Source organism: Methylosinus sp., from assembly GCF_036560965.1.
In the GTDB taxonomy this organism is placed as follows: Bacteria; Pseudomonadota; Alphaproteobacteria; order Rhizobiales; family Beijerinckiaceae; genus Methylosinus.
On record NZ_DATBQF010000070.1, the window covers coordinates 25,281 to 49,850 of the forward strand.

A 24,570-nucleotide genomic window follows, 5' to 3' on the forward strand; every position below is an offset into this window, starting at 1 on the left:
CGGACCGCCTCGTCACGCCGCGCCGCGGCGGCGGACGAGGGCGCGCAACAAGGAGAGCTTGCGCGCGAAAGTCGAGCGGCCGTCCTCGCCGAGCGCGCGAGCGAGCTGCGCTTTCACGAAATCCATCGCCTCCCGAATCTGTCGCTTGAACGGCTCGACGCGCTCATGCGCCCAGCGGCTGACGCGCAGCACGGTCGCGTAGAGCTCGGCGAACCAGCCGATCTGCAGCAGCTTCTCGCGGCTCGCGTCGAAGAGGAAGGACGTGACGCCGAGCGCCAGCGTCTTGGCGGCGAGGATCACGCCCAGCCCGGCGATCACATGGCCATGGGCGATGGCCGCTACCGCCAGCAGCTTCAACGGCAGAATCGTGATCGCCGGAAGGGCGAAGACGGCGAGCGTCGCGGCCGGCGAGAGGCCGGCGATGAAGGCGCGCAGCCGCGTCTCGAGCTCCTTCACCCCCAAAGCGCTCGCGAGCCGCAGGAGCCATAATTTCACATGGTCCCACAGCCAGCTCTCGACGAGGAACAGCACCGCGAGGCTGAACCAGAAGGCGCGCGCGAGGCGCTGCTTCATCGATTCCATTGGCGTTCGTCTCCGATTCGGGCGCGTGAGGCGCAACAGCCGCGCGGCGTCGCGTCAGCCCTAGATGGGCGTTCGTCGCGCAAATGTCACGCGCCGCCGTCAGCACTCACTGGCGCCTGCTGCTAGCATATTGTTTTTAAAAGTTTATTCGGCATTCGTCTTGCATCTTGATCGCTGTCGAACCATCGTTCTCACGCGATCGAGGAGGAGGCGTCACATGGCGTCGCGCGAATTTCGCCGCATGCTCGAAGGCTATGGGCTGACGACGGCCAATATTTTCTACCGTCTGCCCGATCATCCCGCGATCATGCAGTCCTACATCTGGCAGGACTATGATCTGCAACCCGAATTTCCGCATTTGCGCAAATTCCTGGATTTCTGGCAGAAGAGCCTCGATGGACGGCTCCATTCCGTGCAGGTGGCGCATAGCGGGCTCATCCGCCCGGCGGAAATCTCGCTGGTCGGCGAGGAATTCCGGATGCACTGAGATTCGCAGCGCGAAACACTTCCAGTCCCCTCACCCTGAGGAGCCCCCGCAGCGGGCGTCTCGAAGGGCGCGCCGCGCCGCCTTCCGGAGCATCCTTCGAGGCTTTTTGCGTTCCGCGAAAAGCGCCTCGGGATGAGGGAATTGGATCTGCGAGCATGTCACAAATGGATGGAGCGCTTGGCGACGCCGAGCGCCGCTTCCTTGATCGCCTCCGACAAGGTCGGATGCGCATGGCAGGTGCGGGCCAAATCCTCCGCCGCGCCGGAGAACTCCATCAGCACGCCGGCCTCGGCGATCAATTCGCCGGCGTCCGAGCCCAGAATATGCACGCCGATCACGCGGTCGGTGGCGGCGTCGGCCAGCACTTTGACGAAGCCGTCCGTCTGCCGGTTGGCGCGCGCGCGGCCATTGGCGGAAAAGGGGAATTTGCCCACATTATAGGCGACGCCGGCCGATTTGGCGTCCTCCTCGGTCATGCCGACCCAGGCGATCTCGGGCATCGTGTAGACCACCGAGGGAATGACCCCGTAATTCACATGTCCCGACTGGCCGGCGAGGATTTCCGCCACGGCGACGCCCTCCTCCTCGGCCTTATGGGCCAGCATGGCGCCGCGCACGACGTCGCCGATCGCGAAAATCCCCGGCACATTGGCGCGAAAATGCTCGTCGACGACGACGCGGCCGCGCTCGGTGGCGACGCCGATCTCCTCGAGGCCGAGGCCGGCCGTATAGGGAATGCGCCCCGTGGCGATGAGCACGGCGTCGGCGGCGATGGGGGTGCCGCCGCCGCCCTTGGTGGAGGCGTAGGCCACCGAGACGCCTTCGGCGGTCTTGTCGATCTTGGTGACCTTGGCGGCGAGATGGAAGGCGAAGCCCTGCTTCTCCAGAAGCTTCTGGAAGCGGGTCGCGATCTCCGCGTCGGCGCCGGGCAAGATGCGGTCGAGATATTCGATGACCGTCACCTGCGCGCCGAGCCGCCGCCAGACCGAGCCGAGCTCGAGGCCGATGACCCCCGCGCCCACGACGACGAGATGCTTGGGCGCCGCATCGAGCTCCAGCGCCCCGGTCGACGACAAAATCGTCTTCTCGTCGAAGGCGATCTCCTTGCCGTCGACGTCGCGCAGCGGCGCCGCCGCCGAGCCGGTCGCGATCACGATATATTGCGATTCGAGAATTTGCGTCGCGCCATTCTCGCCGACCACCTCGACGCGCCCGGCGCCAAGAATGCGGCCGACGCCGTGATAGGAATCGATGTTGTTCTTCTTGAACAGAAAGGCCACGCCGCCGACATTGGCGGCGACAGTGTCGGCCTTGTGCTTCATCATCGTCTTCAGATCGAGGCGCGGCGGATCGACGATCACGCCGAGATCGGCGAGGCCGTGGCTCGCCTCGTCGAACATATGCGAGGCGTGCAGCAGCGCCTTGGAGGGGATGCAGCCGACATTGCCGCAGGTGCCGCCATGGGTCGAGCGCTTCTCGACGACGGCGGTCTTGAGGCCGAGCTGCGCCGCACGGATTGCGCAGACATAGCCGCCCGGCCCCGTGCCGATGACGATGAGATCATATGCCATCCGCCAACTCCTTTTGTTGCGCCGCGATCGACCGCTAGATATCTTTTATGGAAGGAGAATATCCGCTTCGCAGGCTCGAGGTCGAAACATTTCTTCCGCATCTGCTCGAGAGCCGCGCGTCATGCGCCTGCCGTGAGCAGGCGCTCATAGGCGTCGAGCGTCGCGCCGCACATGCGCTCGACCGAAAAATGCGTCTGCGCATGCAGCCGCGCGCGCGTCGTCAGCCCCTCCCGCGCGGAGGGGCGCAGCTCCAGCGCCTCGCGAATCGCCCGCGCCAGCGCGACGGCGTCGCCCGCCGGCGCGCGCCATCCGGTCGCATCGGCGGCGTCGACCTGCGGCGGCGCGAGCACGGTTTCCACCGCCGCGCCGAGATCGGAGACGATGACCGGAGCCCCCATCGCCTGCGCCTCTATGGCGATGCGGCCGAAGGCTTCCGGCGTCGTCGAGGGCGCGACCGCCACGGCGGCGGCGAGATAGGCGGCCGGCATGTCGGCGCAATAGCCGGGCGCGCACATGATTCCGGCGAGTCCGGCGCGCGCGATATGGGCTTCGACATCGGCGCGAAAGGCTGCGTTGGGCGCATCGCCGACGCAGACGAAGCGCACGTCGCAGAGGCCCTCGCCGACCAGCTGCTTCGCCGCGTCGACGAGCACGAGATGGCCTTTGCGCGCCGAGAGCCGCGCCGGCAGCAGCACGACGCGCTCATGCCGCGCCACGCCCCATGACGCGCGCACGCGCTCGACACGCGCCGGCTCGACGGCGGAGGGCGAGAAGGCGCGCAGATCGACCCCGCGCGCGATCACGACGATGCGCTGCGTCGCCTGCGGATAGAGCGCGGCGACATGGCGAGCGGTGAAATGCGAGTTGGCGATCACGAGATCGCCCGCCGCCATGATGGAATTGTAGCGCTGCTTGATCGGCGAGGAGCCGCCATAGATGCTGTGGAAAGTGGTGACGAAGCGCGCGCCCGCTCGGCGTGCGGCGTAATGGCCGACCCAGGCGCAGGCCCGCGAGCGCGCATGGACGATATCGACCGCCTCCTCGCGCAAGATGCGGGCGAGGCGCAGCGAGTTCAGCGCCATCGCCAGCGGATTCTTCGTCGCGGCGGGGAAGGGCAGCCACACCCCGCCCTTGGCCTGCAGCTCGCTGACCATGCGGCCGCCCTCGGAGGCGACGAGCGCGCGCGCGCCGGCCATATGCAGCGCATCGGCGATGTCGATCGTCGTGCGTTCGGCGCCGCCGGACTGGAGATCGGGCACGATCTGTAGAATCGTCCGACCCGCGAGCGGGCGGCTGGTCGAGGGGAAAGCGTGGAAATTGTCTAGCATGGAGCCGATCTGCCCAGTAAACGAGATCGTCGTCTTGGTCGAGTGGCGGGGGGCCTTCTTCGCCTCAGAAATGGGCCGGCAATATGGCCCCTTTGGTCCCTAGATCGGACCATGTTATTGAGCAGGCGAGGAATTTTTTTTCATTGGCGCATCGGCGCGCCCGCGCGGCGGGGGATGGGATGGCTGTGGACGGCGTCGAGGAAGGGCTCAGCTTCGTCGATCTCGCCCTCGCGGGGCGGGAGCCCTGGCGCATCGCCCGCCGGTTTCGCGCCGCCCGTGGGGCGGGGGCGGAGCGTCCCGGCGTCATGCTGCTCGGCGGTTTCAAATCCGACATGCTGGGCGCCAAGGCCTCTCATCTCGACGCCTGGGCGGAGCGCGAGGGCCGCGCTTTCCTGCGCTTCGACTATTCGGGTCACGGCGAATCGAGCGGACGATTCGCGGATGGGACGATCGGCGATTGGCTCGCGCAGAGCCTCGCCGTCTTCGACGCTTCGACCCGCGGTCCGCAGATTCTCGTCGGCAGCTCCATGGGCGGCTGGCTCGCTCTGCTGATGGCGCGCCGCCTCGCGGAAGCGGGCCGTCGCTCGCACGGTCTCGTGCTGATCGCGCCCGCTGTCGATTTCACCGAGGAGCTCCTGTGGAAGAACGCCGACGAAGACGTTCGCCGCGCGATTCTCGAAGAGGGAGCATGGCTGCGTCCCTCGCCCTATGCGCCGGAGCCGACTCCGATCACGCGCGGACTGATCGAGGAAGGCCGCGCACATCTCATGCTCGGCGCGCTTATTCGCGTCGATGCGCCCGTGCATATAATGCAGGGAATGCGTGACGAGGATGTGCCTTACGCGCATGCGCTGCGGCTCATGGATTGTCTGGCGAGCGACCCCGTCGTGCTGACGCTGGTGATGGAAGGCGACCATCGCCTGTCGCGCGAGACGGACCTCGCCCATCTCACGGCGACGATCGAGGCGCTCGGCTAAGTCGCGCGAATGCTCGCGATATAGGTGAAGCTCTGCCGTAGCAGGTCGAGCTCTGCTATATTGGCATAAGCTTCGCTATTTCAAGTAGAGCGCTGCCGTACCGTGTGTTAAGCATAACATCTGCTTTCCAGTGCGCTAAAGGATTCAATAAAGATTGTCCGATTAACCTCCCTTCTTAAGGAAGCGCCATGTCAGGCGCTCTTGATCGAGAGACGCGAATGTCATCGCGGATAGTCCCGCGCGCGTCACTCCATCGGGCCGGGGAATGAAGAGTCATGATGCTCTCGAAAACGGCGATGCCGCTGGCGTTGTGCGCGGCAATGTGGTCGACGGCTCGGGCCGCCGATTGGTATACGGGCGCTCCGGCGGAGGAGACGCCGCCTCCTCCCGCCTCGCCTCAGCCGACGGTCTCCATCGATCTTTCGGTCGATGGCACGTCGCGCAGCTCCATCGCCGGCGCCGCCATCGGCAAGATCGCGCCGTTCGGCTCGATCGCCGAGAGCGGACCGCGCATTCGCGTCTCGACGGTCATCGGCAAATACGCTTATGACGCGAGCGATCTCCCCGTCTATATCCCCGTCGGCGCCGCTTTCATTCCCAGCAATTCCGGCTTTGGCCGCGTGCATGGAACGCTCGAGGACGGCTCCTTCATGGTCGGCTACGAGGTCGTCTCCAATCAGGGCGGCGTCGCCGTCTATGTCGGCCCGGATGTGATGAATCACAGCCTGTCGCCGTTCGATCCGGGCAATCAGGTGCGTGGCGTCTCCGTCGGCGCGAAGGTCGGCGTCGAGGCCTTCACGCGGCCGACCGACTCCACCATGCTGGCGCTCATCGCCTATTATTCGACGGTTCACAATTCCTACTACACACGGCTGAAGTTCGGCGTCGAGCTCGCCGATTATGTCTATGTCGGCCCGGAGGCGCTGGCGCTCGGCGACGATTATTTCGCGCAATGGCGCGCCGGCGCGCATATCACCGGATTGAAATTCGGCGCGCTGCAGATCGGTCTCTCCAGCGGCTATCTGCGCGATCGCGTGCGCGGCAGCGGCGCCTATGGAATTCTCGATACGCATATCGCTTTCTGATAAGACGGCCGATTTTTCCGGCCGGCCGATTTCATCCATCCTTTTTTTCGAAGGCGTCGCCATGTCGACCTTGCGTTTTCTCGCTTTTCTCCTGTTCGGCGCCGCCGCCGTCGCTCTCGCCACGCAGCCGGTCAGCGTGCAGGCGCAGCTCGTCGCCAGCCTCGCCGTCATCTTCCTGCTGGCGGCGCTGTGGAAATTCGCGCGCGGCCCCGAATCGCGCCAGCTGTTCATCGCGCTCGCGCTATTCGTGGTGCTGCGCTATGTCTACTGGCGCATCACCTCCACGCTGCCGCCGCTGTCCGATCCGGTCGGACTGACTTGCGGCTCCATATTGCTCGCCGCCGAGCTCTATTGCGTGACGATGCTGTTCCTCACGCTCATCGTCAACGCCGAGCCGCTGACGCGCGAGCCGCCGCCGCAAATCGAGGACGAGGCGCTGCCTGTCGTCGACGTGCTGGTGCCGAGCTATGACGAGGACGCCGCCATTCTCGCGACGACTCTCGCCGCGGCGAAATCCATGGATTACCCCGCCGATCGGCTGAATGTCTTCCTGCTCGACGACGGCGGCACGGATCAAAAATGCGCGCATCTCGATCCGCAGATCGCCGAGCGGGCTTGCGCGCGCCGCGCCGCTCTGCAGGAGCTCTGCGCCGCGCTCGGCTGCTATTATCTCACCAGAGAGCGCAATGAGCACGCCAAGGCCGGCAATCTCAACGCCGCGCTGGCGCATGTCTCCGGCGACATCGTCGTCGTGCTTGACGCCGATCACGCGCCGTTCCGCTCCTTCCTGCGTGAGACGATCGGCTATTTCTTCGAGGACGATCGGCTGTTTCTGGTGCAGACGCCGCATGTCTTCCTCAATCCCGATCCGATCGAGCAGAATCTGCGCACCTTCCGCCGCATGCCGTCCGAGAACGAGATGTTCTACGGCATCACGCAGCGCGGGCTCGACAAATGGAACGCCGCTTTTTTCTGCGGCTCGGCCGCGCTGCTGCGCCGCGCCGCGCTGGACGAGACCGACGGCTTCTCCGGCGTCTCCGTCACCGAGGATTGCGAGACGGCGCTGGAGCTGCATGCGCGCGGCTGGACGAGCGTCTATGTCGACAAGCCGCTCGTCGCCGGATTGCAGCCGGAGAGCTTCGCCTCCTTCATCGGCCAGCGCGTGCGCTGGTGCCAGGGCATGCTGCAGATTTTCCTGCTGCGCAATCCGCTGCTGAAGCGCGGCCTCGAGCCCTTGCAGCGGCTCGGCTATCTGTCGAGCATGGCGTTCTGGCTCTTTCCCTTCCCGCGTCTCGTCTTCATGCTGGCGCCGCTCGCCTTCATCCTCTTCGATGTGAAGATCTTCGTCTCCAACATAGAAGAGGCGATCGCCTATACCGCGACCTATGTCGTCGTGAATGCGATGCTGCAGAATTATCTGTTCGGCAAGGTGCGCTGGCCCTGGGTGTCGGAACTCTATGAATATTGCCAGGGCGTGTTCCTGGCCAAGGCGATCGTCTCCGTCGTTCTGCGGCCGCGCAGCCCTTCCTTCGCGGTGACGACCAAAGGCTCGGCGCAGACGCAGGACCGTCTCTCCGAATTCGCCTGGCCCTTCTTCGCCCTCTATGGATTGCTCGCGCTCGGCGCCGCCGTCGCCGTCTATCGCTGCATCGCCGAGCCCGGCGTGCGCCAGCTGATGTTCTTCGTCGGGCTGTGGAACGCGTTCAATCTCGTCACCGCCGGCGTCGCGCTCGGCGCCGTGGCGGAGCGCCGTCGCCGCGAGACGCATCCGCGTCTCGCCGTAGAGCGGCGCGGCGCGCTGGCGTTGGGCGAGCAGCATATTCGCGTCGCCATAGAGGAGGTCTCTGCCGGCGGCTGCCGTCTGCGCGCCGCGACCGAGGCCGACGCGCAGGCGCTCGCCGTCGCAAAGGTCGCGGAGGGACGTCTGTTCATCGACTCCTGCGTCGACGCCGCGCGCCGTCCGAGCCTTTCCGCGCGCATCGTGAGCATCGCGCCGGACGGACGCCGCTGGGCCGCTTTCGCCTTTTCGCAGCCGCAGGATTATCTCGCGCTCGCCGATCTCATGTATGGCGACGCGACGGCGCTCGAGCGCTTCCAGGCCGCGCGCCGCAAGCACAAGGGCATAATCGCCGGCACGGTGCAGTTTCTCTGGTGGGGCGCGATCGAGCCTTTGCGCGCCTTGGCCTATCTGCGCCCACGCGCCGGCGACCCCACGCTGCGCGAGCCGCCGCCCTTCGCCGATCTCTCCACGCTCTTCGGCCGTCGCCAGCCGCGTCTGCGACCGCCGGCGCAGGCGAGAACCCCGGCGCAGGAGAAAGCGTCGCTCGCCATAGAGCGCAAGCGCTCCGCCGCCGATGAAAACGTCTGATCCTTTCGCTCGCAAGACATACTCGAAAAAAATGAGTGCCAAGATGCAGTTCCGAGTCCTCGCCGCTCTGCTCGCGACCACGACGGCGTTGACGCCGATCGCGGCCTTCGCCCAGGCGATCTTCACAACGGCGCCGCAAGAGCAGCTGTTCCGTTTGAAAGTCGACAGGCCGAAGCCTTCCGTCTCCGGCCTCCAGCCGATCATCCCCGCGCGCTTCGCCGCGCGCGAGCTGTCTCGCGTCGCCGCCGTCGAGAGTCCCTCCGCGCCATCGTCATCCCCATCGCCGTCGCCATCGCCGGCGCCCGTCGCGGCTCCGCGTCAGCAGGCGCCGCGGCCGGCCATCGCCGGCGCGATGCTGCGGCATCTCACCAATAATATTCAGGGCTATCGTCTCGCCGGCGAGATCGGCGCCTCGGAATGGCCGATCTATGTCACCGAGGCGCAGGCGTCGCGCCGGCTGCAATTTCGCGTCGGCTATCTCGCCGCCGTGTCGGTGATGCCGGAAGCCTCGGCGCTGACGCTGACGATCAACGATCAGACCATCGGCGACACGCCGATCCGCGCCGTGCAGGAGGTCGAGACCATCGTCTTCGACATTCCGCCGGGCGTGATGCGGCCGGGCTTCAATTCGGTGCGCCTCTCGACGAGCCAGCGCCATCGCGTCGATTGCTCGCTCGAGGCCACCTACGAATTGTGGACGCAGATCGATCCGACCGAGACCGGACTCGTGCTGCCGGAGGATGACGCCGGCGTCGCCAGCCTTTCCGATCTCGGCGCGCTGCCGCCGGACGAGCAGGGCGCGCTGCCGATCCGCGCCGTGCTCGGCGCCAATGCGCGGGCTTTCGAGATCGAGCGCATGCTGCGCGCGGCGCAGGCGATCTCGCTCGCCGGCCATTTCGAGCAGCCGGTCGTCGACGCCGGCCCCGCGGCGGGCGGGCGTTACGGCGCCAATCTCTTCGTCGGCGCGGTGGCCGAGCTCGCCGGCAAGGTCGATCTCTCGCGCGCAGGGCCGATCGACGAGCCGCGCGCCTTCGTGCTGCCGGCGGCGCCCGGCCGGCGCGCCAGCATCGTCGTGACGGGCGCGACCTCCGCGCAGGTCGACGAGGCGATCCGCCGCCTGCTCGTCTCGCCTGCGCAGCAGGGCTCGCCGCAGGGGCTGCGCGCCGCCGCAGCCTTCCCCGGCTATCGTCTCGACGGCGGCCGCAAGGTGAAGCTGCGCGATCTCGGCGTCGCCAGCGAGGAGTTCACCGGCCATCTCTATCGCGCCGCCTTCAACATCGTCATGCCGCCGGATTTCTATGCGGCGGATTATGGCAATGCGCTGCTGCGCCTCGCCGGCGGCTATGCGGCCGGGCTCGACTCCAATGCGCAGATCGTCGTCAAGGTCGACGGGCGCACGGCGGTCAGCCTCAATCTGCTGAAGGCTTCGGGCGAGGTGTTTCGCGACAATCCGCTGCCTTTGCCGCTCGGCTTTCTGAAGCCCGGCCTCAATCGCATCGAGATCGAGGCGCATGTGCCGACCAGCCAGGACGCCGATTGCGATCCGCTCGCCTCGCTGCGCGCGGCCAAGCGCTTCCTCTTTCTCGACGAGACGGAGATCGAGCTGCCGCCGATCGCGCGCATCGCGCGAATGCCCGATCTCGCGGTGACGGCGAGCGGCGGCTTTCCCTACGCCGGCTCCAAGGGGCGGCCGAAGCTCTATATGCCCTCGCTCGACTCCGACGCGGTCGGCGCGGCGGCGACGATCGTCGCGCATTTCGCCATCGCCGCCGGCCGGCCGATCGATTTCGAGATCGTCGACACGCCGCCCGGCGAGGGTCAGGGGCCGACGCTCGCCGTCGCGCCGCTCGATGCTTTCGACGCGGCGCTGCTGCAACGGCTCGACATGCCGGCCGACATGCTGCGCGAGGCCTGGGGCCCGCATCTGACCGCGGATCGCCGCAAGGCTTCCGAGAAGCGCCTGTCGCAGCTCGAGATCGCGGCGCGCAATCGCTTCGTGCTTCAGCGCAATTTCCCGATGGCCTGCTACGCGCCGCGCATGATGCTCGACAAGACGATCACCGCCCAAGCCGGGCCCACGACCGGGCCCGCCAACGCCGGGCCTTCGAACGCGCTGTCCGCGATCGCCACGCCCACGACCGCCGCGCCGGCGCCGGGCGACGAGTCCGAGCGCGTCGATTTCGCGCCGGTCGGCTCGGTGCGCGGCCGCATGGAGCGGGGCGAGGGCGAGCAGGATCTGCTCGAGGCGTGGCGCGACGATCTGCGTCGCGAGGGCCGCTGGGGCTTCGGCGTCGTCGAGCGGCTGCGCGTCGCCGGCGCCTGGAGCGCCGCGCGCGTCACCGACGCGGCGCTCTGGCTGCGCGCCGGCTTCGAGGCGGAGGCGGCCGACCGCGCCGCCACGCAGCACGCCGCGCTGGCGATGAGCCAGACGATCACCGGCGACACGGTCAAGGACGTCTGGACCATCGTCACCGCGCCCAACGCCGCGACATTGGCGGAAGCCTCCGCCTGTCTCGTCGATCCGCGCGTCTCGCGCCGCGTGCAGGGCCAGCTCGCCATGCTCGACATGACCAACGCCTCCGTAGCGGCGAGCGCCGCGGACAGTCCGCGCTTCATCGTCACGCGTCCGCTCTCCTTCGGCAATCTGCGGCTCATCGCCGCCGGCTGGATGTCGCTGCATCCCGGCGTCTATGTCGGTCTCGCAATTCTCGTCGCGGCGCTGTTCGCGGCTTCGACGCGCTGGCTGACGCGCAATATCGGAAGGAGCTCGAGATGAGATTTCTGTCTCTCGCCGCTCTCGGCCTCGCCGTCGGGCTCGCGCCCGTCGCGCCGCGCGCCGAGCCTCTCGTCGAGCCTCTCGCCGAGGTCGCCGCGGCGGTCGGCGTGCCGCTCACGCTCGACGCGCATAAGATCAAGCTCGGCGGCGCGCTGAAATCGCCCGAGGCGTGGAGCGCCTATAAGAAGCGCTTCATCGCCGAGCAGGGCCGCGTCATCGACACGGCCAATGACCAGGTCAGCCACAGCGAGGGGCAGGGCTACGCCATGCTGCTCGCCGTCGCCGCCAATGATCGGCCGACCTTCGATCGTCTGTGGAGCTGGACGCGCGCCAATCTCATGGTGCGCAACGACGAGCTCGTGGCCTGGCGCTTCGATCCGCAGCGTCGTCCCGCCGTCGGCGACATGAACAATGCGTCCGATGGCGATCTGCTGATCGCCTGGGCGCTGGCGGAGGCGGCCGATCATTGGGACGATCTGCCCTATCGCATGGCGGGCCGGCGCATCGCCGTCGAGCTGTCGCGCAAGGTGGTGCTGTTCAAGACGAAGATCGGCGCGCTGCTGCTGCCGGCGGTCGCCGGCTTCAACGCCTCGGACCGTTCCGACGGGCCGGTGGTGAACCTCTCCTATTACGTCTTTCCGGCCTTCGCGCGGCTCGACAGCGTCGCGCCGGAGGTGGATTGGGCGGGCCTCACCCAGACGGGTCTCGATCTGCTCGAGGCGGCGCGGCCGACGCCGCAGACGCTGCCCGCCGATTGGATCGCGCTCGAAGGCTGGCGGGCGCGGCCGGCGGAAGGCTTCGCGCCGGAGTTCGCCTACAACGCCGTGCGCATTCCGCTCTATCTCGCCTGGGCCGGCGTCGGCGAGCGCGCGCATTACGCGCCTTTCCTGGCCTGGGCGCAGCGCGCCAAGGACGCGCCGCCGATCGTCGACGTCGCATCGGGCAAGGATGTCGGCCTGTTCGGCGGCAGCGGCATCGCCTCGATCGGGGCGCTCGTCGCCTGCGTGGTCGACGGCGGCAAGCTCCCGGCCGACTTCGCCGCGCCCAAGGCCGATGAAGACTATTACCCCGCCACTCTGCACCTGCTGGCGTTGCTCGCCGCGCAAATGAGGTATCCGTCGTGTCTCGCCAATTGAGAGCTCTCCTCCTCGCGGCCTGCGCCGTCTCTCTGTCGGCGGCCCCTGACGCGCTCCGCGCCCAAGGCGCCGCTCCGCAATCCAGCCTCGTCGCGCCGGCGTCCTCCGCCGCGGCGTCCGATCGCGAGAAGCCCGACGATCTCGCCTTGCGCTATTACGCCGCGCTCGATCAGCGCGCGCGCGTTCGCGCCGAATTCTCGCGGCTGCGCCGTCTCTATCCCAATTTCGAGCCGCCGGCCGATCTCTACGGTCCGCGCCGCGGCGACATCGACGAGGCGGGGCTGTGGGAGCTGTTCTCGGCCGACAAGCTCGACGAATTGCACGAGACCATCGCGGCGCGCCGCAAGGACATGCCCGGCTGGCGTCCCTCCGAAGATCTGATGCAGAAGCTCAAGCAGAAGGAGCAGCGCAACACGATCTTCACCTTCTGGCGCGAGGGGCGCTGGCTCGACATCGCCTCCTTCGCGCGCGACGGCCGCTTCTTCGTCGCCAACGCCGATGTCGAGGCGCAATGGACGATCGCCGAAGCCTTCGCCCGCACCGGCCAGATCAACGAGGCGATCGAGGTCTATAAAGCGATCTTCGCCTCCAATGAGGACAAGCATCTGCGTCTCGCGACCATGCAGAAGGCGATGGCCAATCTGCATATGAGCGATGTGGAGACGCTGCTGGCCGAGGCGCGCAAGAGCTCGAAAGGGCCGGACGACGAGTTCGTCGCCGTGGCCATAGACATCACGCGCGCGCGCATCGTCGCGGTGCTGCGCGATGAGCGCAAGGACGAGATTTCCGCCGAGGAGCTGCAGCGTTTCGAGAGCTTCGCCAAGCTGACGCGCGCGCCGCAGCAGCTCGGCCTCGTGGCCTGGCTGCAATATAAGCGCCGCGATTTCCGCGCCGGCCTCGAGACCTTCAAGGCGGCGATCGAGAATGGCGGCGACGCCATGATCGCGCATGGACTCGCTCATACGCTGCGCGCGCTCGATCTGCGCCGCGAGGCGGAGGAGGTATCCTACGCCTGGCGCGCGCCGCTGGTGAACAATGGCATTCTGTTTCTCGATCTCCTGGAGCGCGAGCTCTCGCAGGAGACGCCGGCCTATGTCGAGCCGGCGCGGCTCGCCCGCTATGCGGGGGTGACGATCGAATCGGCCTCGGGCGAAGGCGCGCAGGGCCTCGGCTGGTACGCCTATAACTCCTGCCAGTTCGACGTGGCGCGCTTCTGGTTCGAGCGCGCGGTCGCCTGGTTCCCCAAGGAGGCGACCGTCTATGGCTATGTGCTGACGCTGAAGCGCCTGCGCAAGGACAAGGAGGCGCTGGAGCTCATCAATCGCTATGACGGGTTGTTTCCCAAGGTCGTCGAGCTGCTGTTCCCCGATGATTATTATCATCCGCCGTTTCCCTGCGACTCGCGCGTCGCCGCCAAGGCGCATGGGCCGGCGGTGAAGATGGCCGGCTATATCGTGCCGGGGCCGGCCGGCCCGGCGCTCGCCGCCGAGCGCGATCGGCTGCGCGTCGAGATCGAGAAGAAGGAGGCGACGACGCCGGACGCCGCGAAGCTGGCGGCGCAGGCGCAGCAGCGCGAGCGCGTGCTGAAAGCCGCGCGCGGCAAGTTCCCGATCGCCGTCACCGCGGAAAATCCGCTGCGCTTCGCGCCGCTCGCGTCGGTCGCGGCGGCGCGCTCGGCCTCCGTCCCGGCGGCGCCGGTCGTCGTCGCGGTCGCCGCGCCCGCCGGCCTGCGGCCGGAGCCGGCGCCGGGCAAGGCGCCGCTGGTGGCGCGGCGCGTGCCGGGCGTCGGCCCCATGCCGTCGGAGCGCTATGGCTTCATCCTCTCGCCCGGCTGGAACGCCGTCGATCTCGCGACCTGGCCGCCCGCCTCCGAGCAGGTCGCCCCCACCGGCACGCAATGGGCCAATCAGGAGGCCGATCCGGCCTGGATCGGCCAGCAGAAGGCCGATGCGGCGACCAAGCTCTCGGCGACAGCGGCGGAGCATGTCGCAACCGCCATGGCGCCCCGCGCCCGCTACGGCGCCGCGCCGCCGCCGCCGGACCTCGCCGCCGTCCTCTCGCTGCCGAGCTCCAAGCAGAGCCAGACCCGCTGATCCTTTCGGAGATTGCGTCATGAGACATTTTTCGAGACATTCGCCGCCGCTGCTGATTTTTGCGCCGCCGCTGCTGATTTTGGCGCTCGGCCTCTCCGCCTGCTCGACCATGCCGACGCGCGGCGTTCTCGCCGTCGATCCGACGCCGACCGGCGCCACCGCCGGCCCGCCGGCGGCGCAGGGCGTCGAGGCCCGCAGCGGCGCCGCGGCCATATTGGCGCTGCCGGCCGAGGCGCGCGTGCGCGGCGGCCTCGAGGAGCGCCGCTACGCCAATGGCTGGCGCCAGAGCGTCGCGCTGGATCGCGCTTTGATGGGCAAGGGCTGGAACGAGCTGACCGTCGACATGCGCGTCGCGCCGGCCGGGAGCGGCCGCGAGGGCGAGATACCGATGGGCAAGCCCACGCAGGAGGGCTTGCGCCAGGAGCTCGCGCTGCGTTTTCCGACGACGCGCATGCGCATCCTCGCCAAGCCGCTGCGCAATGAGCTCGGCCCCTTCGGCCTCGCCGTGGGCCCGGGACCGGACGGCGCGCGCTGCGCCTTCGCCTGGCAATGGGTCGACGATCTGCGCGCCGTCGCGCGCCCGGACGCCGCCGCCACGACGATCGTCCGCGGCGACGAGATCCCGGCCTCGATCCGGCTGCGCCTTTGCCGCAAGGGCGTCACCGAGCAGCAATTCGCGGATTGGTTCTCGCGGCTGCGCGCCACCGAGGCCGCCAATGTCGAGCGCATCGTCGAGGCGGCCCGCAGCGGCGTCGACGCCCCGGTCCCGACTCCCGCCGCCGGCGATCGGCCCACGGCTCCGGCGACGGTGGCGAGCATCGCCGCGCCGGCGAAACGGCCGATCGTCCACAAGGTCAGGGCGCGGCCCGTCCCTCGTCACGAGGAGACGACGACGATCGAGGTGCGCCGATCGCGCGAGCCGGCCAGGACCGTCGAAACGAGGGCGGCCTCGATGGGCTTCGATCCGGCGCTGCCGCCCCAGGCCTTCGCCGGGCCGCCCAAGCCGGCGGCGCGGTGAGCCGGTCCGGGCCGGGGCGCGACGCCCCGGCTCGACGTCCCGGCTCGACGCCCAAGGCCTTGACACACTCTTCTCGGCCGCCGATGTTGCCGAACAAAATGTTCGGCATATCGAACAGGAGAGAAGAATTTGGCCAATGCGCTTCCTGCCATAGAGACGTTGTCCTCTTCGGACCCGCTCAATGGGCGCATCGTCGAGTTCCCGCTGGACCGGCCGCTGCTCACTGACGGTGGCGGCTGCGTCGCGCCTTTGACGATCGCCTATCAGACCTATGGCGAATTGAACGCCGAGCGTTCCAACGCCATTCTCCTGTGCCATGCGCTGACCGGCGACCAGCACGCCGCCAATGTGCATCCGCTGACCGGCAAGCCGGGCTGGTGGGATGTGATGGTCGGTCCCGGCAAGCCCTTCGACACGGAGCGTTACTTCATCGTCAGCTCCAATGTCGTCGGCGGCTGTCTCGGCACGTCGGGCCCCTCCTCGATCAATCTCGCCACCGGCCGCGCCTATGGCCTCGATTTTCCGGTCGTCACCATTCACGACATGGTGCGCGCCCAGGCGATGCTGATCGATCATCTGGGCGTCGACACGCTGTTCTGCGTCGCCGGCGGCTCGATGGGCGGAATGCAGGTGCTGCAATGGGCGGCGAGCTTTCCCGAGCGCGTGTTCGCGGCCATGCCGATCGCGACCGCGCCCAAGCATTCGTCGCAGAATATCGCGTTTCACGAGGTCGGCCGGCAGGCGGTGATGGCGGACCCCGACTGGCGCGGCGGCCGCTATCTCGAATTCGGCGTGCGCCCGGACAAGGGCCTCGCCGTCGCGCGCATGGCCGCGCATATCACCTATCTGTCGGAGCCGGCGCTGCAACGCAAGTTCGGCCGCAAGCTGCAGGATCGCGAGGCGCCGACCTTCTCCTTCGACGCGGACTTCCAGATCGAGAATTATCTGCGCCATCAGGGCATGGCCTTCGTCGATCGCTTCGACGCCAATTCCTATCTCTATGTCACGCGCGCTTGCGATTACTTCGATCTCGCGGCCGATTACGGCGGCTCGCTGGCGCAGGCGTTCAAGGGCACGAAGACGCGCTTTTGCGTCGTCTCCTTCAACACCGACTGGCTCTATCCGACCTCCGCCTCGCGGGCCATCATGCATGCGCTCAACGCCGGCGGCGCCTCGGTCTCCTTCGTCGAGATCGACAGCGACAAGGGTCATGACGCTTTTCTCGTCTATGAGCCGGAGTTCATCGCGACGACGCGCGGCTTTCTCGAGGCCGCCGCGGCGGCGCGCGGCCTGCCGCGGGCCACGGGAGGCGACAGACGATGAATGCTCCCACCTTTTCGCAGGGCGAGCAGAAGCGCCCGGTGCGTCTCGATCTCGCCGCGGTCGCCGCGATGGTCGCGCCGGGGAGCCGCGTGCTCGATGTCGGCTGCGGCGATGGCGCGCTGCTGCAATTGCTGGCCGCCACCAAGCAGGTCGACGGGCGCGGCGTGGAACTGTCGCAACGCGGCGTCAATGATTGCGTCGCCAAGGGCCTGTCGGTCATTCAAGGCGACGCCGACACCGATCTGCGCGACTATCCGACCGACGGATTCGACTATGTGATTCTCTCGCAGACGCTGCAGGCGACGCATCACCCGCGCCAGGTGCTCGTCGACATGCTGCGCATCGGCCGGCGCGCGATCGTGTCGTTTCCCAATTTCGGCCATTGGAAGGTGCGCCTGTCGCTGCTGGCGAAAGGTCGCATGCCGCAGACCACCACGCTGGCGCACGCATGGTACGACACGCCCAACATACATCTCTGCACGATCAGGGATTTCGTCGATCTCGTGGAAGCGCTCGGAGCGCATATAGAGCGCGGCGCCGCGCTCGATCACGACGGCGCGCCGATCCGAGTGAACGCGCCTTGGTGGGTGTGGAATCTGTTCGGCGCGCAGGCGATCTTCCTGCTCGAGCGCGATCCGCCGAAAAAAATATCATCTTTTGCTGCGAAAAATACTTAGGCTCTTGAATTCGGCGGCGCTCGGCGGCTGCCGTAATACTGCGGAGGCGCCCGGCGCGCACTGTCGCCGCGCCGCCGCGCGATTTACGAAAGATACGGGAATTCAAGGCCGAGCGCTGCTTTTTGCCGGCGTTCGCGCGTCGTCCTGACGCGTCTCGTGCGACCTCCTGTCCGCGAACGATGGCTTTCCCATGGCGAAGCTTCACGATAGATTGCCGGCAATGACCGACGGACACGCGCCGATTTGCGCAAAGAAATCGTCGGCGACCGCGGGAGCGCGCTAATGCTTGAGCCGCCGTCTCTTCGGGACGTGCCGATGTTCGCGACTGTCGACGCGCAGTCGATGCTACGGCTGACGCGCGACGCGAAATTAGAACAGTTCGAAGATGGACAGACGATTTTTCGTCAGGGCGATCGCGCGCTCTATGTGGCGATCGTGCTCGACGGCTTCGTGAAATTGACGCGCACCGCGTCCTGCGGCGACGAGACTCTCATAAATATCTGCAATAACGGCGAGAGCCTCTACGAGGCGTTGACGCCGGACGGCGAGAGCTATCGCATCGGCGCGGAAGCGATCGGACATGCGCATGTGATGAAGCTGTCGGCGCCGCGATTTCGATACACGCTGCGTGAATCGCCCTCGCTGGCGATGGCGGTGATCGAAGAGGCGTCGCGCAAATTGAACGGGCTCATCGGCGAGATCGAATCGCTCAAGGGACAGACCGCCGAGCAACGGCTCGCGCGTTTCCTCTTGTCGCTGTGCCCGCCGAACGCCGAATCCTGCTGCCTGCGGCTGCCCTATGACAAGCGGCTCATCGCCGCGCGGCTCGGCGTGAAGCAGGAGACGCTGTCGCGCGCTTTCGCCAAGCTGCGCGAGATCGGCGTGCGCACGGAGACGCGGGACGTCACGATCGAGAATGTCGCGCGCCTGTCCAGCGAATGTTGCGGCGGCGAGCGCGAGCCTGCTCTGCCCTCCGAGCGCCGCGATCTGATCGAGAGCCGCGGCGCGCTCGCCTGACAATTCCGTCGCCTGCGCGCTCGCCTTGATTTCGTCCCCGGATGACGCAATTCTCCGCCCCGCGCGCGACGCGCGCGCCTGAGAGGAATTGCGCATGAAACGGATTGTGAAACGGATTTTTTCGACGGCCATTTTCGTTCTCGCGACCAATGGCGCAGCGCTCGCCGGCTCGACGACCGATGGAGCCGGGGCTTTGTCCCTGGCGGCGCTGGCCGGCAAGCATTCGCCGTCGGTGAAGCCGGCCGGGAAGGCGGCGCTCGCCAAGCTGGCCGACGGCCATGCGAAGATCGCTTTCCCCAAGGGCAAGACCATCGACGTCGTGGTCGATGCGGTCAGCTGCCGCTCGAGCAATGTGGACATCACGCAGCACGCATGCGAATTGACCTTCGGCGAGAAGAAGGTCCGGGTCGCCGGCCGCCTCGCGCATGAGATCTTCGCGACTCTGCTCGAAGCAGGCGTTCCCCCGGACGGCGCCGCCGGAACGATTTATGCTGCGGTTTCCGCTCTCGACTGCACGGTCGATCCCGAGGAGATCGCGCAAAAGGCCGGCGGCGGAGCGCAATGCAAATACGAGCCGCCGAAGTGAGCGGCGAAGGAGGTCGATTGAGCGAACCGGAGACAATCGTCCAGACGACGGTCTATGTGTGCACCGTTTGCCGAGCCAAGGACGATCCTGAGGCGCGTCCCGGTCAGGCGCTGCTGGAGGCGTTCGACGCGCGTCTGAGCCCGGAGGATCGCGCGATCGTCGCGGCCGAGCCGGTCGAATGTCTCGGCGTCTGCTCGCGGCCCTGCACCGTGGCCATGGCGGCGCGCGGCAAATGGACCTATGTGCTGGGCGATTTCGACAGCGTCGACCATGTCGACGATCTCGTCGAATCGGCGCGCCGCTACTCCGCCTCGGAGAATGGCCTGGTGCCGAAGAAGGATCGTCCCGACGCGATGCGCAAGGGCGTCGTGTCGCGCACGCCGCCTGCGCCATTCGCGAGGTGAGAAGCGAGTGGCGAGCCGCTCGATCGGCCGCCCGCCACTCATGATTCGCTATTTTTCCGCTGTCGCCCGCGCGATCGCCTCTCTGACGATGCGATGCGCCGCCTCGGCGTCGCCCCAGCCGGCCGCCTCGACCCATTTGCCGGGCTCGAGGTCCTTGTAATGGGCGAAGAAATGCTCGATCTGCCGCGTCGTGATATCGGGCAGATCGGTGTAGGTCTGCACCTTGTCGTAGCGCTTGGTCAGCTTGGGCGCCGGCACGGCGATGATCTTCTCGTCGCCGCCGGCCTCGTCGCGCATGTAGAGGACGCCGATCGGGCGCACCGCGATGAGCGCGCCGGGCGCGATCGGCCGCGTGTTGGCGACCAGCACGTCGCAGGGGTCGCCGTCCTCCGACAGCGTATGGGGAATGAAGCCGTAATTGCCGGGATAGCGCATGGACGTGTAGAGGAAACGGTCGACGACGAGCATTCCGGAGGCTTTGTCCAGCTCGTATTTGATCGGCTCGCCGCCGAGCGGCACCTCGATCACGACATTGACTTCGAATGGAGGATTGGCGCCGATTTCAATGGCGTCGAGACGCATATCACAACTCCTGGAGGGGGAAATTTCAGCGGACGGGCGCGGACACGAATCCGAAGGCGACGCGCGTCAGCATGTCGTCGCCGAAGCGCTCTTCCGCGCGACGTATGGTCAGGCCGCCGAGCCGGCGATAGAAGGCGAGCGCCTTGTCATTGTCGGCCAAGGCCCAGACCACGGTGGAGAGATAGCCGTGCTCGGCGAGCTCCTGCCGGGCGGCGTTGAACAGCCGCCGGCCGAAACCGATCCCCTGATATTCGGGCAGGAGATAGATTTCGAAGATCTCGCCCGAATAGGGCATGGAAGGGACGCGATTGCGCCCATAGGTGACATAGCCGACGACGTCCCGTCCGAATTCCAGCACGAGAATGCCGCTGCCGCGCACGATCGCCCGCGCCCACCATTGCGGTCCACGTCGGGCGATCATGCGCTCGAGCTCGCCGCCCGGAATCACGCCGCGATAGGCGTCTCGCCAGGAGGAGTCGTGCACATGGGTGATCGCCTCGGCGTCGCCGGGTCCAGCGTGGCGAATGAGGGTGGTGGTCTCGACCATGGCCCCGATGTTAGGTCTCGAGGGCCGGTTTGGGCAAGTGCCGGGCGCCGACAAAGCGAACAAAAATAAAAGATCACGGCGCCGAAACGGGAGGATCGGCGCCTCCCGCCTGCGGGCTCAGGACAATAGGTGGGTCGCCGCGCCGGCGAGCAGAACCACGCCGATGAAGGCCCGGTAGACGACGAAGGGCCAGGTCGAGAAGCGCTCCAGAAAACGCATCAGCCCCCAGATGGCGGCGAAGGCCGAAAGGGAGGCGACGACGAGGCCGACCGCCAATACCGACCAGCCATGGGCGTCGAGATGCGCCTTGTGGAGCTCATAGAGCTCTTTCAGGCCGGCCAGGGTGATCGCCGGCAGGCCGAGCAGAAAGGAGAATTGCGCCGCCTGCTCGCGCTTGAGGTCCAAGAACAGTGCCGCGGTCAAGGTCGAGCCGGAGCGCGACACGCCCGGCACCAGCGCGCCCACCTGGGCGAAGCCGACGATCAGCGCATCCTTCAGATTCACATGGTCCAACGTGCGGGTGTGGTTGCAATAGAGCTCGGCGATGGCGAGCAGCGCCGCCATCACGATGCAGGAGATGCCGATGACCGGCAGCGTGCGCAGCGGCGAGCCGCAGGCGTTGAGCACGCCCGAGAGCGCGATCCCGGCGAGGCCGATCGGTAAGGTGGCGAGGGCGATCCAGACGACGAAGCGCAAGTTCCAGTCGCTGAAATCGCGCTTGGCGAGGGCGCGAACGGAGCCGAAGGCGAGCGCGCGAATGTCCTTCCAGAAATAGCTGACCACAGCGGCGAGCGCGGCGAGCTGCATGGCGGCCGAGAAGGCCGAGCCCGGATCGGTCCAGCCGAGCAGCGCCGGCACGATGCGCATATGGGCGGTGGAGGAGATGGGAAGGAGCTCGGTGACGCCTTGAACGACGCCGAGCGCGGCCACTTTCGCGTAGCCGAGCTCGACGAAGCCGGTGTCGAGACCCGAAGTGCAAGCCAAGGCCATGAAGCGTTCTCCGAAACGAGGCACGCGGCCGCGCCTGAGGGGCGCGAATCGCCCCCGCGCGGCGGTTACGGCCTTGTCTCAGACAGATGGTTAAGGATTGCTCACGGTCCCCGCGCCCGGCGGCCCGAAATAATCGCGATACCAGTCGACGAAGGCCGAAACGCCTTCTTCCACCGATGTTTGCGGCCGGTAGCCGGTCAGCCGCTCCAGCAGCGAGCAATCGGCGAAAGTGCGGGGCGCGTCGCCCTTCTGCATGTCGAGATAGTTGCGGATCGCCGTCTTGCCGAGCTTGCGCTCGATCGCCTCGACGAAATCGAGCAGCCCCACCGGCTCGCCGCGCCCGATGTTGACGATGCGGAAGGGCGCCGCCGGCGAGACCGATTCGTCGGCGCCGATCTCCGGCGCGCGGTCGAGGAGGCGCGAGATCGCCTCGACGAGATCGCCGACATAGGTGAAATCGCGCTGCATCCGGCCGTGGTTGTAGATGTCGATCGGCTGTCCCTTCTCGATCGCGTCGACGAATTTGAACAGCGCCATGTCCGGCCGGCCCCAGGGGCCGTAGACGGTGAAGAAGCGGAACATGGTCGTCGGAATGCGCCACAGATGCGCATAGGAATGCGCCATGGCCTCATTGGCCTTTTTGGTGGCGGCGTAGAGCGTCAGCGGGAAATCGGCGCGCTCGCTCTCGAGGAAGGGGACGTGCTGATTGCCGCCATAGACGGAGCTGGTCGAGGCCATCAGCAGATGGCGGACCGCGTGGAGGCGGGCGATCTCCAGCACATTGAAGCCGCCGACGAGATTGGCGTCGACATAGGCGCGCGGATTCTCGAGGCTGTAGCGAACGCCCGCCTGCGCGGCGAGGTGGACGATGATCTCGGGCTCGGCCGTCTCCGCCGCGCGCGTCAGCGCCGCCATATCCTCGAGCATGGCGATATGGGCGCGAAAACCGTCGAAACGCGCCAGCTCGGCGTGGCGCGCCTGTTTCAGAGTCACGTCGTAATAGGGGGTCAGGCCGTCGAAGCCGTCGACCCGATGGCCGCGCTCGAGCAGGCGCTTTGCGAGGTGGAAGCCGATGAATCCGGCCGTGCCGGTCACGAAGACGCGCATGCGGCCGCTCCTAGAGCGCTTTCCGATCGATCAGAACTCGCTCCGCCGAAAGAAAGCTCGGACCACGCTCCGAGCCGGGACGTGAGCCGTCCCGCCCCCTCTTGCGGAAAAGCCGCGGCGCTGTCAACTTTCGCGGCGTGACTTTCGCCGCCTGACGAAACGCTTTTCACTCGGCCGCAAAAGGCGCTAAACATCGCGCCGAGCCTTTCATTCTCGAGCGGGACCGATCACCCATGGCGCGGCAGTTCATCTATCATATGAAGGGTCTGACCAAGACCTATCCGGGCGGCAAGAAGGTCCTCGACAACGTCCATTTGTCCTTCTACCCGGACGCGAAGATCGGCGTGCTCGGCGTCAACGGCTCCGGCAAATCGACCCTGCTTCGCATAATGTCGGGCATCGACAAGGAGTTCACCGGCGAGGGCTTCGTCGCCGAGGGCGCGCGCGTCGGCTATCTGCCGCAGGAGCCGCAGCTCGACCCCGAGCTCGACGTGCGCGGCAATGTGATGCTCGGCGTCGCCGGGAAAAAGGCGATCCTCGACCGCTACAATGATCTCGCGGTGAATTATTCCGACGAGACCGCCGACGAGATGACCCGCCTGCAGGACGAGATCGAGGCCAAGGGCCTCTGGGACCTCGACAGCCAGGTGGATCAGGCCATGGAGGCGCTCGGCTGCGCGGCGGACGACGCCGACGTCACCAAGCTCTCCGGCGGCGAGCGACGCCGCGTGGCGCTGTGCCGCCTGCTGCTCGAGCAGCCGGAGATGCTGCTGCTCGACGAGCCCACGAACCATCTCGACGCCGAGACGGTGAACTGGCTCGAGGGCCATTTGCGCAATTATCCGGGCGCGATTTTGATCGTCACCCATGACCGCTACTTCCTCGACAATGTGACCGGCTGGATTCTCGAGCTGGATCGCGGCCGCGGCATCCCCTATGAGGGCAATTACACGACCTGGCTGCGGCAGAAGCAGAAGCGCCTGGCCCAGGAGGGCAGCGAGGAGAAGGCCCGCCAGCGCGCGCTCGAGGCGGAGAGCGAGTGGATGGCCTCCTCGCCCAAGGCGCGGCAGGCCAAGTCCAAGGCCCGCATCCAGCGCTACGAGGATCTCGTCGCCAAGCAGAACGAGAAGGCGCCGACGACCGCGCAGATCGTCATTCCGGTGGCCGAGCGCCTCGGCGACAATGTCGTCGAGTTCGTTCATATGTCGAAGGGCTTCGGCGATCGTCTGCTGATCGACGATCTCTCCTTCAAGCTGCCGCCCGGCGGCATCGTCGGCGTGATCGGCCCCAACGGCGCCGGCAAGACGACCTTGTTCCGCATGATCACCGGACAGGAGACGCCGGACAAGGGCTCCATCACCGTCGGCGACAGCGTGCAGCTCGGCTATGTCGATCAGTCGCGCGACGCGCTCGAGGACAAGAAGACCGTCTGGGAGGAAGTCTCCGGCGGCAATGACGTCATCTATCTCGGCAAGCGCGAGATCAACTCGCGCGCCTATTGCGGCGCCTTCAACTTCAAGGGCTCCGACCAGCAGAAGAAGGTCGGCGGCCTCTCTGGCGGCGAGCGCAACCGCGTGCATCTCGCGAAAATATTGAAGCAGGGCGCCAATGTTCTGCTGCTCGACGAGCCGACCAATGACCTCGACGTCGACACGCTGCGCGCGCTGGAGGAGGCGCTCGGCGATTTCGCCGGCTGCGCCGTGGTGATCTCGCATGATCGCTTCTTCCTCGACCGTATCGCGACGCATATTCTCGCCTTCGAGGGCGAGTCCCACGTCGAATGGTTCGAGGGCAATTTCGCCGATTACGAGGAGGACAAGAAGCGCCGCCTCGGCCTCGACAGCGTCATCCCGCATCGGCTGAAATATAAGAAATTCTCGCGCTGAGTGGGCGGGTACGCCCCGCGGGCTCCGGTT

General features: G+C 67.0%; 21 protein-coding genes. 14 read left to right on the plus strand and 7 right to left on the minus strand.

The window, feature by feature from the left end; all coding sequences use genetic code 11:
• Window positions 1-12 precede the first annotated feature (12 nt).
• Window positions 13-573, minus strand: coding sequence for a hypothetical protein (locus VIF40_RS18450; RefSeq protein ID WP_331938982.1), 561 nt, complete (start codon window positions 571-573; stop codon window positions 13-15).
• 226 nt (window positions 574-799) lie between these two features.
• On the opposite strand from VIF40_RS18450, the gene VIF40_RS18455 reads away from it, so the two are divergent.
• Complete coding sequence (locus VIF40_RS18455) at window positions 800-1,069, plus strand: usg protein (protein ID WP_331938983.1); 270 nt, start codon at window positions 800-802, stop codon at window positions 1,067-1,069.
• A 158-nt stretch (window positions 1,070-1,227) separates the two neighbouring features.
• Here the strand turns inward: VIF40_RS18455 and lpdA are convergent, their stop codons facing one another.
• Entirely contained in the window at window positions 1,228-2,640 is a 1,413-nt protein-coding gene (gene lpdA / locus VIF40_RS18460; protein ID WP_331938984.1) for a dihydrolipoyl dehydrogenase, read from the minus strand.
• A 119-nt stretch (window positions 2,641-2,759) separates the two neighbouring features.
• Window positions 2,760-3,968, minus strand: coding sequence for a glycosyltransferase family 4 protein (locus VIF40_RS18465; RefSeq protein ID WP_331938985.1), 1,209 nt, complete (start codon window positions 3,966-3,968; stop codon window positions 2,760-2,762).
• A gap of 179 nt (window positions 3,969-4,147) precedes the next feature.
• Between VIF40_RS18465 and VIF40_RS18470 the strand changes: the two genes are divergently transcribed.
• The 12 genes from VIF40_RS18470 (at window position 4,148) to VIF40_RS18525 (ending at window position 19,428) form a co-directional block, all read left to right on the plus strand.
• Window positions 4,148-4,945, plus strand: a complete 798-nt coding sequence (locus VIF40_RS18470) for an alpha/beta hydrolase (RefSeq protein WP_331938986.1) — start codon at window positions 4,148-4,150, stop codon at window positions 4,943-4,945.
• A 275-nt stretch (window positions 4,946-5,220) separates the two neighbouring features.
• The gene (bcsS, locus tag VIF40_RS18475; RefSeq protein ID WP_331938987.1) at window positions 5,221-6,030 is read left to right on the plus strand and encodes a cellulose biosynthesis protein BcsS; all 810 of its coding nucleotides are present in this window, start codon (window positions 5,221-5,223) and stop codon (window positions 6,028-6,030) included.
• 61 nt (window positions 6,031-6,091) lie between these two features.
• The gene (gene bcsA, locus VIF40_RS18480; RefSeq protein ID WP_331938988.1) at window positions 6,092-8,398 is read left to right on the plus strand and encodes a UDP-forming cellulose synthase catalytic subunit; all 2,307 of its coding nucleotides are present in this window, start codon (window positions 6,092-6,094) and stop codon (window positions 8,396-8,398) included.
• A gap of 43 nt (window positions 8,399-8,441) precedes the next feature.
• The gene (locus tag VIF40_RS18485) at window positions 8,442-11,174 is read left to right on the plus strand and encodes a cellulose biosynthesis cyclic di-GMP-binding regulatory protein BcsB (RefSeq protein ID WP_331938989.1); all 2,733 of its coding nucleotides are present in this window, start codon (window positions 8,442-8,444) and stop codon (window positions 11,172-11,174) included.
• Window positions 11,171-12,310, plus strand: a complete 1,140-nt coding sequence (locus VIF40_RS18490) for a glycosyl hydrolase family 8 (RefSeq protein ID WP_331938990.1) — start codon at window positions 11,171-11,173, stop codon at window positions 12,308-12,310. Before VIF40_RS18485 ends, VIF40_RS18490 begins: the two co-directional genes overlap by 4 nt.
• Complete coding sequence (locus VIF40_RS18495) at window positions 12,307-14,403, plus strand: hypothetical protein (RefSeq protein ID WP_331938991.1); 2,097 nt, start codon at window positions 12,307-12,309, stop codon at window positions 14,401-14,403. The genes VIF40_RS18490 and VIF40_RS18495 overlap by 4 nt, the downstream gene beginning before the upstream one ends.
• A gap of 19 nt (window positions 14,404-14,422) precedes the next feature.
• On the plus strand, window positions 14,423-15,421 hold the full coding sequence (gene bcsN, locus VIF40_RS18500) for a cellulose biosynthesis protein BcsN (protein ID WP_331938992.1): 999 nt from the start codon (window positions 14,423-14,425) through the stop codon (window positions 15,419-15,421).
• A gap of 150 nt (window positions 15,422-15,571) precedes the next feature.
• Window positions 15,572-16,744 carry a homoserine O-acetyltransferase MetX gene (metX, locus tag VIF40_RS18505; RefSeq protein WP_331939066.1) on the plus strand — a complete coding sequence of 391 codons (1,173 nt, stop codon included), beginning with the start codon at window positions 15,572-15,574 and terminating at the stop codon, window positions 16,742-16,744.
• Window positions 16,741-17,421 (plus strand): methionine biosynthesis protein MetW, encoded by a 681-nt coding sequence (gene metW / locus VIF40_RS18510; RefSeq protein ID WP_331938993.1) that lies wholly within the window; start codon window positions 16,741-16,743, stop codon window positions 17,419-17,421. The genes metX and metW overlap by 4 nt, the downstream gene beginning before the upstream one ends.
• Window positions 17,422-17,736: 315 nt before the next feature.
• Window positions 17,737-18,438 (plus strand): Crp/Fnr family transcriptional regulator, encoded by a 702-nt coding sequence (locus tag VIF40_RS18515; RefSeq protein WP_331938994.1) that lies wholly within the window; start codon window positions 17,737-17,739, stop codon window positions 18,436-18,438.
• Between the two features lie 94 nt (window positions 18,439-18,532).
• A complete protein-coding gene (locus VIF40_RS18520) occupies window positions 18,533-19,024 on the plus strand; it encodes a hypothetical protein (RefSeq protein ID WP_331938995.1) in 492 nt (163 codons plus the stop codon).
• Between the two features lie 17 nt (window positions 19,025-19,041).
• Window positions 19,042-19,428 carry a DUF1636 domain-containing protein gene (locus tag VIF40_RS18525; RefSeq protein WP_331938996.1) on the plus strand — a complete coding sequence of 129 codons (387 nt, stop codon included), beginning with the start codon at window positions 19,042-19,044 and terminating at the stop codon, window positions 19,426-19,428.
• 48 nt (window positions 19,429-19,476) lie between these two features.
• On the opposite strand, the gene ppa is transcribed toward VIF40_RS18525, so the two are convergent.
• The 4 genes from ppa to VIF40_RS18545 form a co-directional block, all read right to left on the minus strand.
• Window positions 19,477-20,010: an inorganic diphosphatase gene (gene ppa / locus VIF40_RS18530; RefSeq protein WP_331938997.1), complete on the minus strand. Its 534-nt coding sequence runs from the start codon at window positions 20,008-20,010 to the stop codon at window positions 19,477-19,479.
• 25 nt (window positions 20,011-20,035) lie between these two features.
• Window positions 20,036-20,557, minus strand: a complete 522-nt coding sequence (locus VIF40_RS18535) for a GNAT family N-acetyltransferase (RefSeq protein ID WP_331938998.1) — start codon at window positions 20,555-20,557, stop codon at window positions 20,036-20,038.
• A 117-nt stretch (window positions 20,558-20,674) separates the two neighbouring features.
• A complete protein-coding gene (uppP, locus tag VIF40_RS18540) occupies window positions 20,675-21,547 on the minus strand; it encodes an undecaprenyl-diphosphatase UppP (protein WP_331938999.1) in 873 nt (290 codons plus the stop codon).
• A 90-nt stretch (window positions 21,548-21,637) separates the two neighbouring features.
• A complete protein-coding gene (locus VIF40_RS18545) occupies window positions 21,638-22,654 on the minus strand; it encodes an NAD-dependent epimerase (protein WP_331939000.1) in 1,017 nt (338 codons plus the stop codon).
• A gap of 233 nt (window positions 22,655-22,887) precedes the next feature.
• On the opposite strand from VIF40_RS18545, the gene ettA reads away from it, so the two are divergent.
• On the plus strand, window positions 22,888-24,540 hold the full coding sequence (gene ettA, locus VIF40_RS18550; RefSeq protein WP_331939001.1) for an energy-dependent translational throttle protein EttA: 1,653 nt from the start codon (window positions 22,888-22,890) through the stop codon (window positions 24,538-24,540).
• Window positions 24,541-24,570: the final 30 nt, after the last annotated feature.

Bases quoted from the DNA above. Each gene is read 5' to 3' on its own strand.
- VIF40_RS18520 (WP_331938995.1), top strand. From the start codon at position 18,533: ATGAAACGGATTGTGAAACGGATTTTTTCGACGGCCATTTTCGTTCTC.
- lpdA (WP_331938984.1), bottom strand. From the start codon at position 2,640: ATGGCATATGATCTCATCGTCATCGGCACGGGGCCGGGCGGCTATGTC.
- VIF40_RS18490 (WP_331938990.1), top strand. From the start codon at position 11,171: ATGAGATTTCTGTCTCTCGCCGCTCTCGGCCTCGCCGTCGGGCTCGCG.
- metW (WP_331938993.1), top strand. From the start codon at position 16,741: ATGAATGCTCCCACCTTTTCGCAGGGCGAGCAGAAGCGCCCGGTGCGT.
- bcsA (WP_331938988.1), top strand. From the start codon at position 6,092: ATGTCGACCTTGCGTTTTCTCGCTTTTCTCCTGTTCGGCGCCGCCGCC.
- ppa (WP_331938997.1), bottom strand. From the start codon at position 20,010: ATGCGTCTCGACGCCATTGAAATCGGCGCCAATCCTCCATTCGAAGTC.
- uppP (WP_331938999.1), bottom strand. From the start codon at position 21,547: ATGGCCTTGGCTTGCACTTCGGGTCTCGACACCGGCTTCGTCGAGCTC.
- VIF40_RS18450 (WP_331938982.1), bottom strand. From the start codon at position 573: ATGAAGCAGCGCCTCGCGCGCGCCTTCTGGTTCAGCCTCGCGGTGCTG.
- bcsS (WP_331938987.1), top strand. From the start codon at position 5,221: ATGATGCTCTCGAAAACGGCGATGCCGCTGGCGTTGTGCGCGGCAATG.
- VIF40_RS18545 (WP_331939000.1), bottom strand. From the start codon at position 22,654: ATGCGCGTCTTCGTGACCGGCACGGCCGGATTCATCGGCTTCCACCTC.
- VIF40_RS18455 (WP_331938983.1), top strand. From the start codon at position 800: ATGGCGTCGCGCGAATTTCGCCGCATGCTCGAAGGCTATGGGCTGACG.
- bcsN (WP_331938992.1), top strand. From the start codon at position 14,423: ATGAGACATTTTTCGAGACATTCGCCGCCGCTGCTGATTTTTGCGCCG.
- VIF40_RS18535 (WP_331938998.1), bottom strand. From the start codon at position 20,557: ATGGTCGAGACCACCACCCTCATTCGCCACGCTGGACCCGGCGACGCC.
- VIF40_RS18485 (WP_331938989.1), top strand. From the start codon at position 8,442: ATGCAGTTCCGAGTCCTCGCCGCTCTGCTCGCGACCACGACGGCGTTG.
- VIF40_RS18470 (WP_331938986.1), top strand. From the start codon at position 4,148: ATGGCTGTGGACGGCGTCGAGGAAGGGCTCAGCTTCGTCGATCTCGCC.
- VIF40_RS18515 (WP_331938994.1), top strand. From the start codon at position 17,737: ATGTTCGCGACTGTCGACGCGCAGTCGATGCTACGGCTGACGCGCGAC.
- ettA (WP_331939001.1), top strand. From the start codon at position 22,888: ATGGCGCGGCAGTTCATCTATCATATGAAGGGTCTGACCAAGACCTAT.
- VIF40_RS18465 (WP_331938985.1), bottom strand. From the start codon at position 3,968: ATGCTAGACAATTTCCACGCTTTCCCCTCGACCAGCCGCCCGCTCGCG.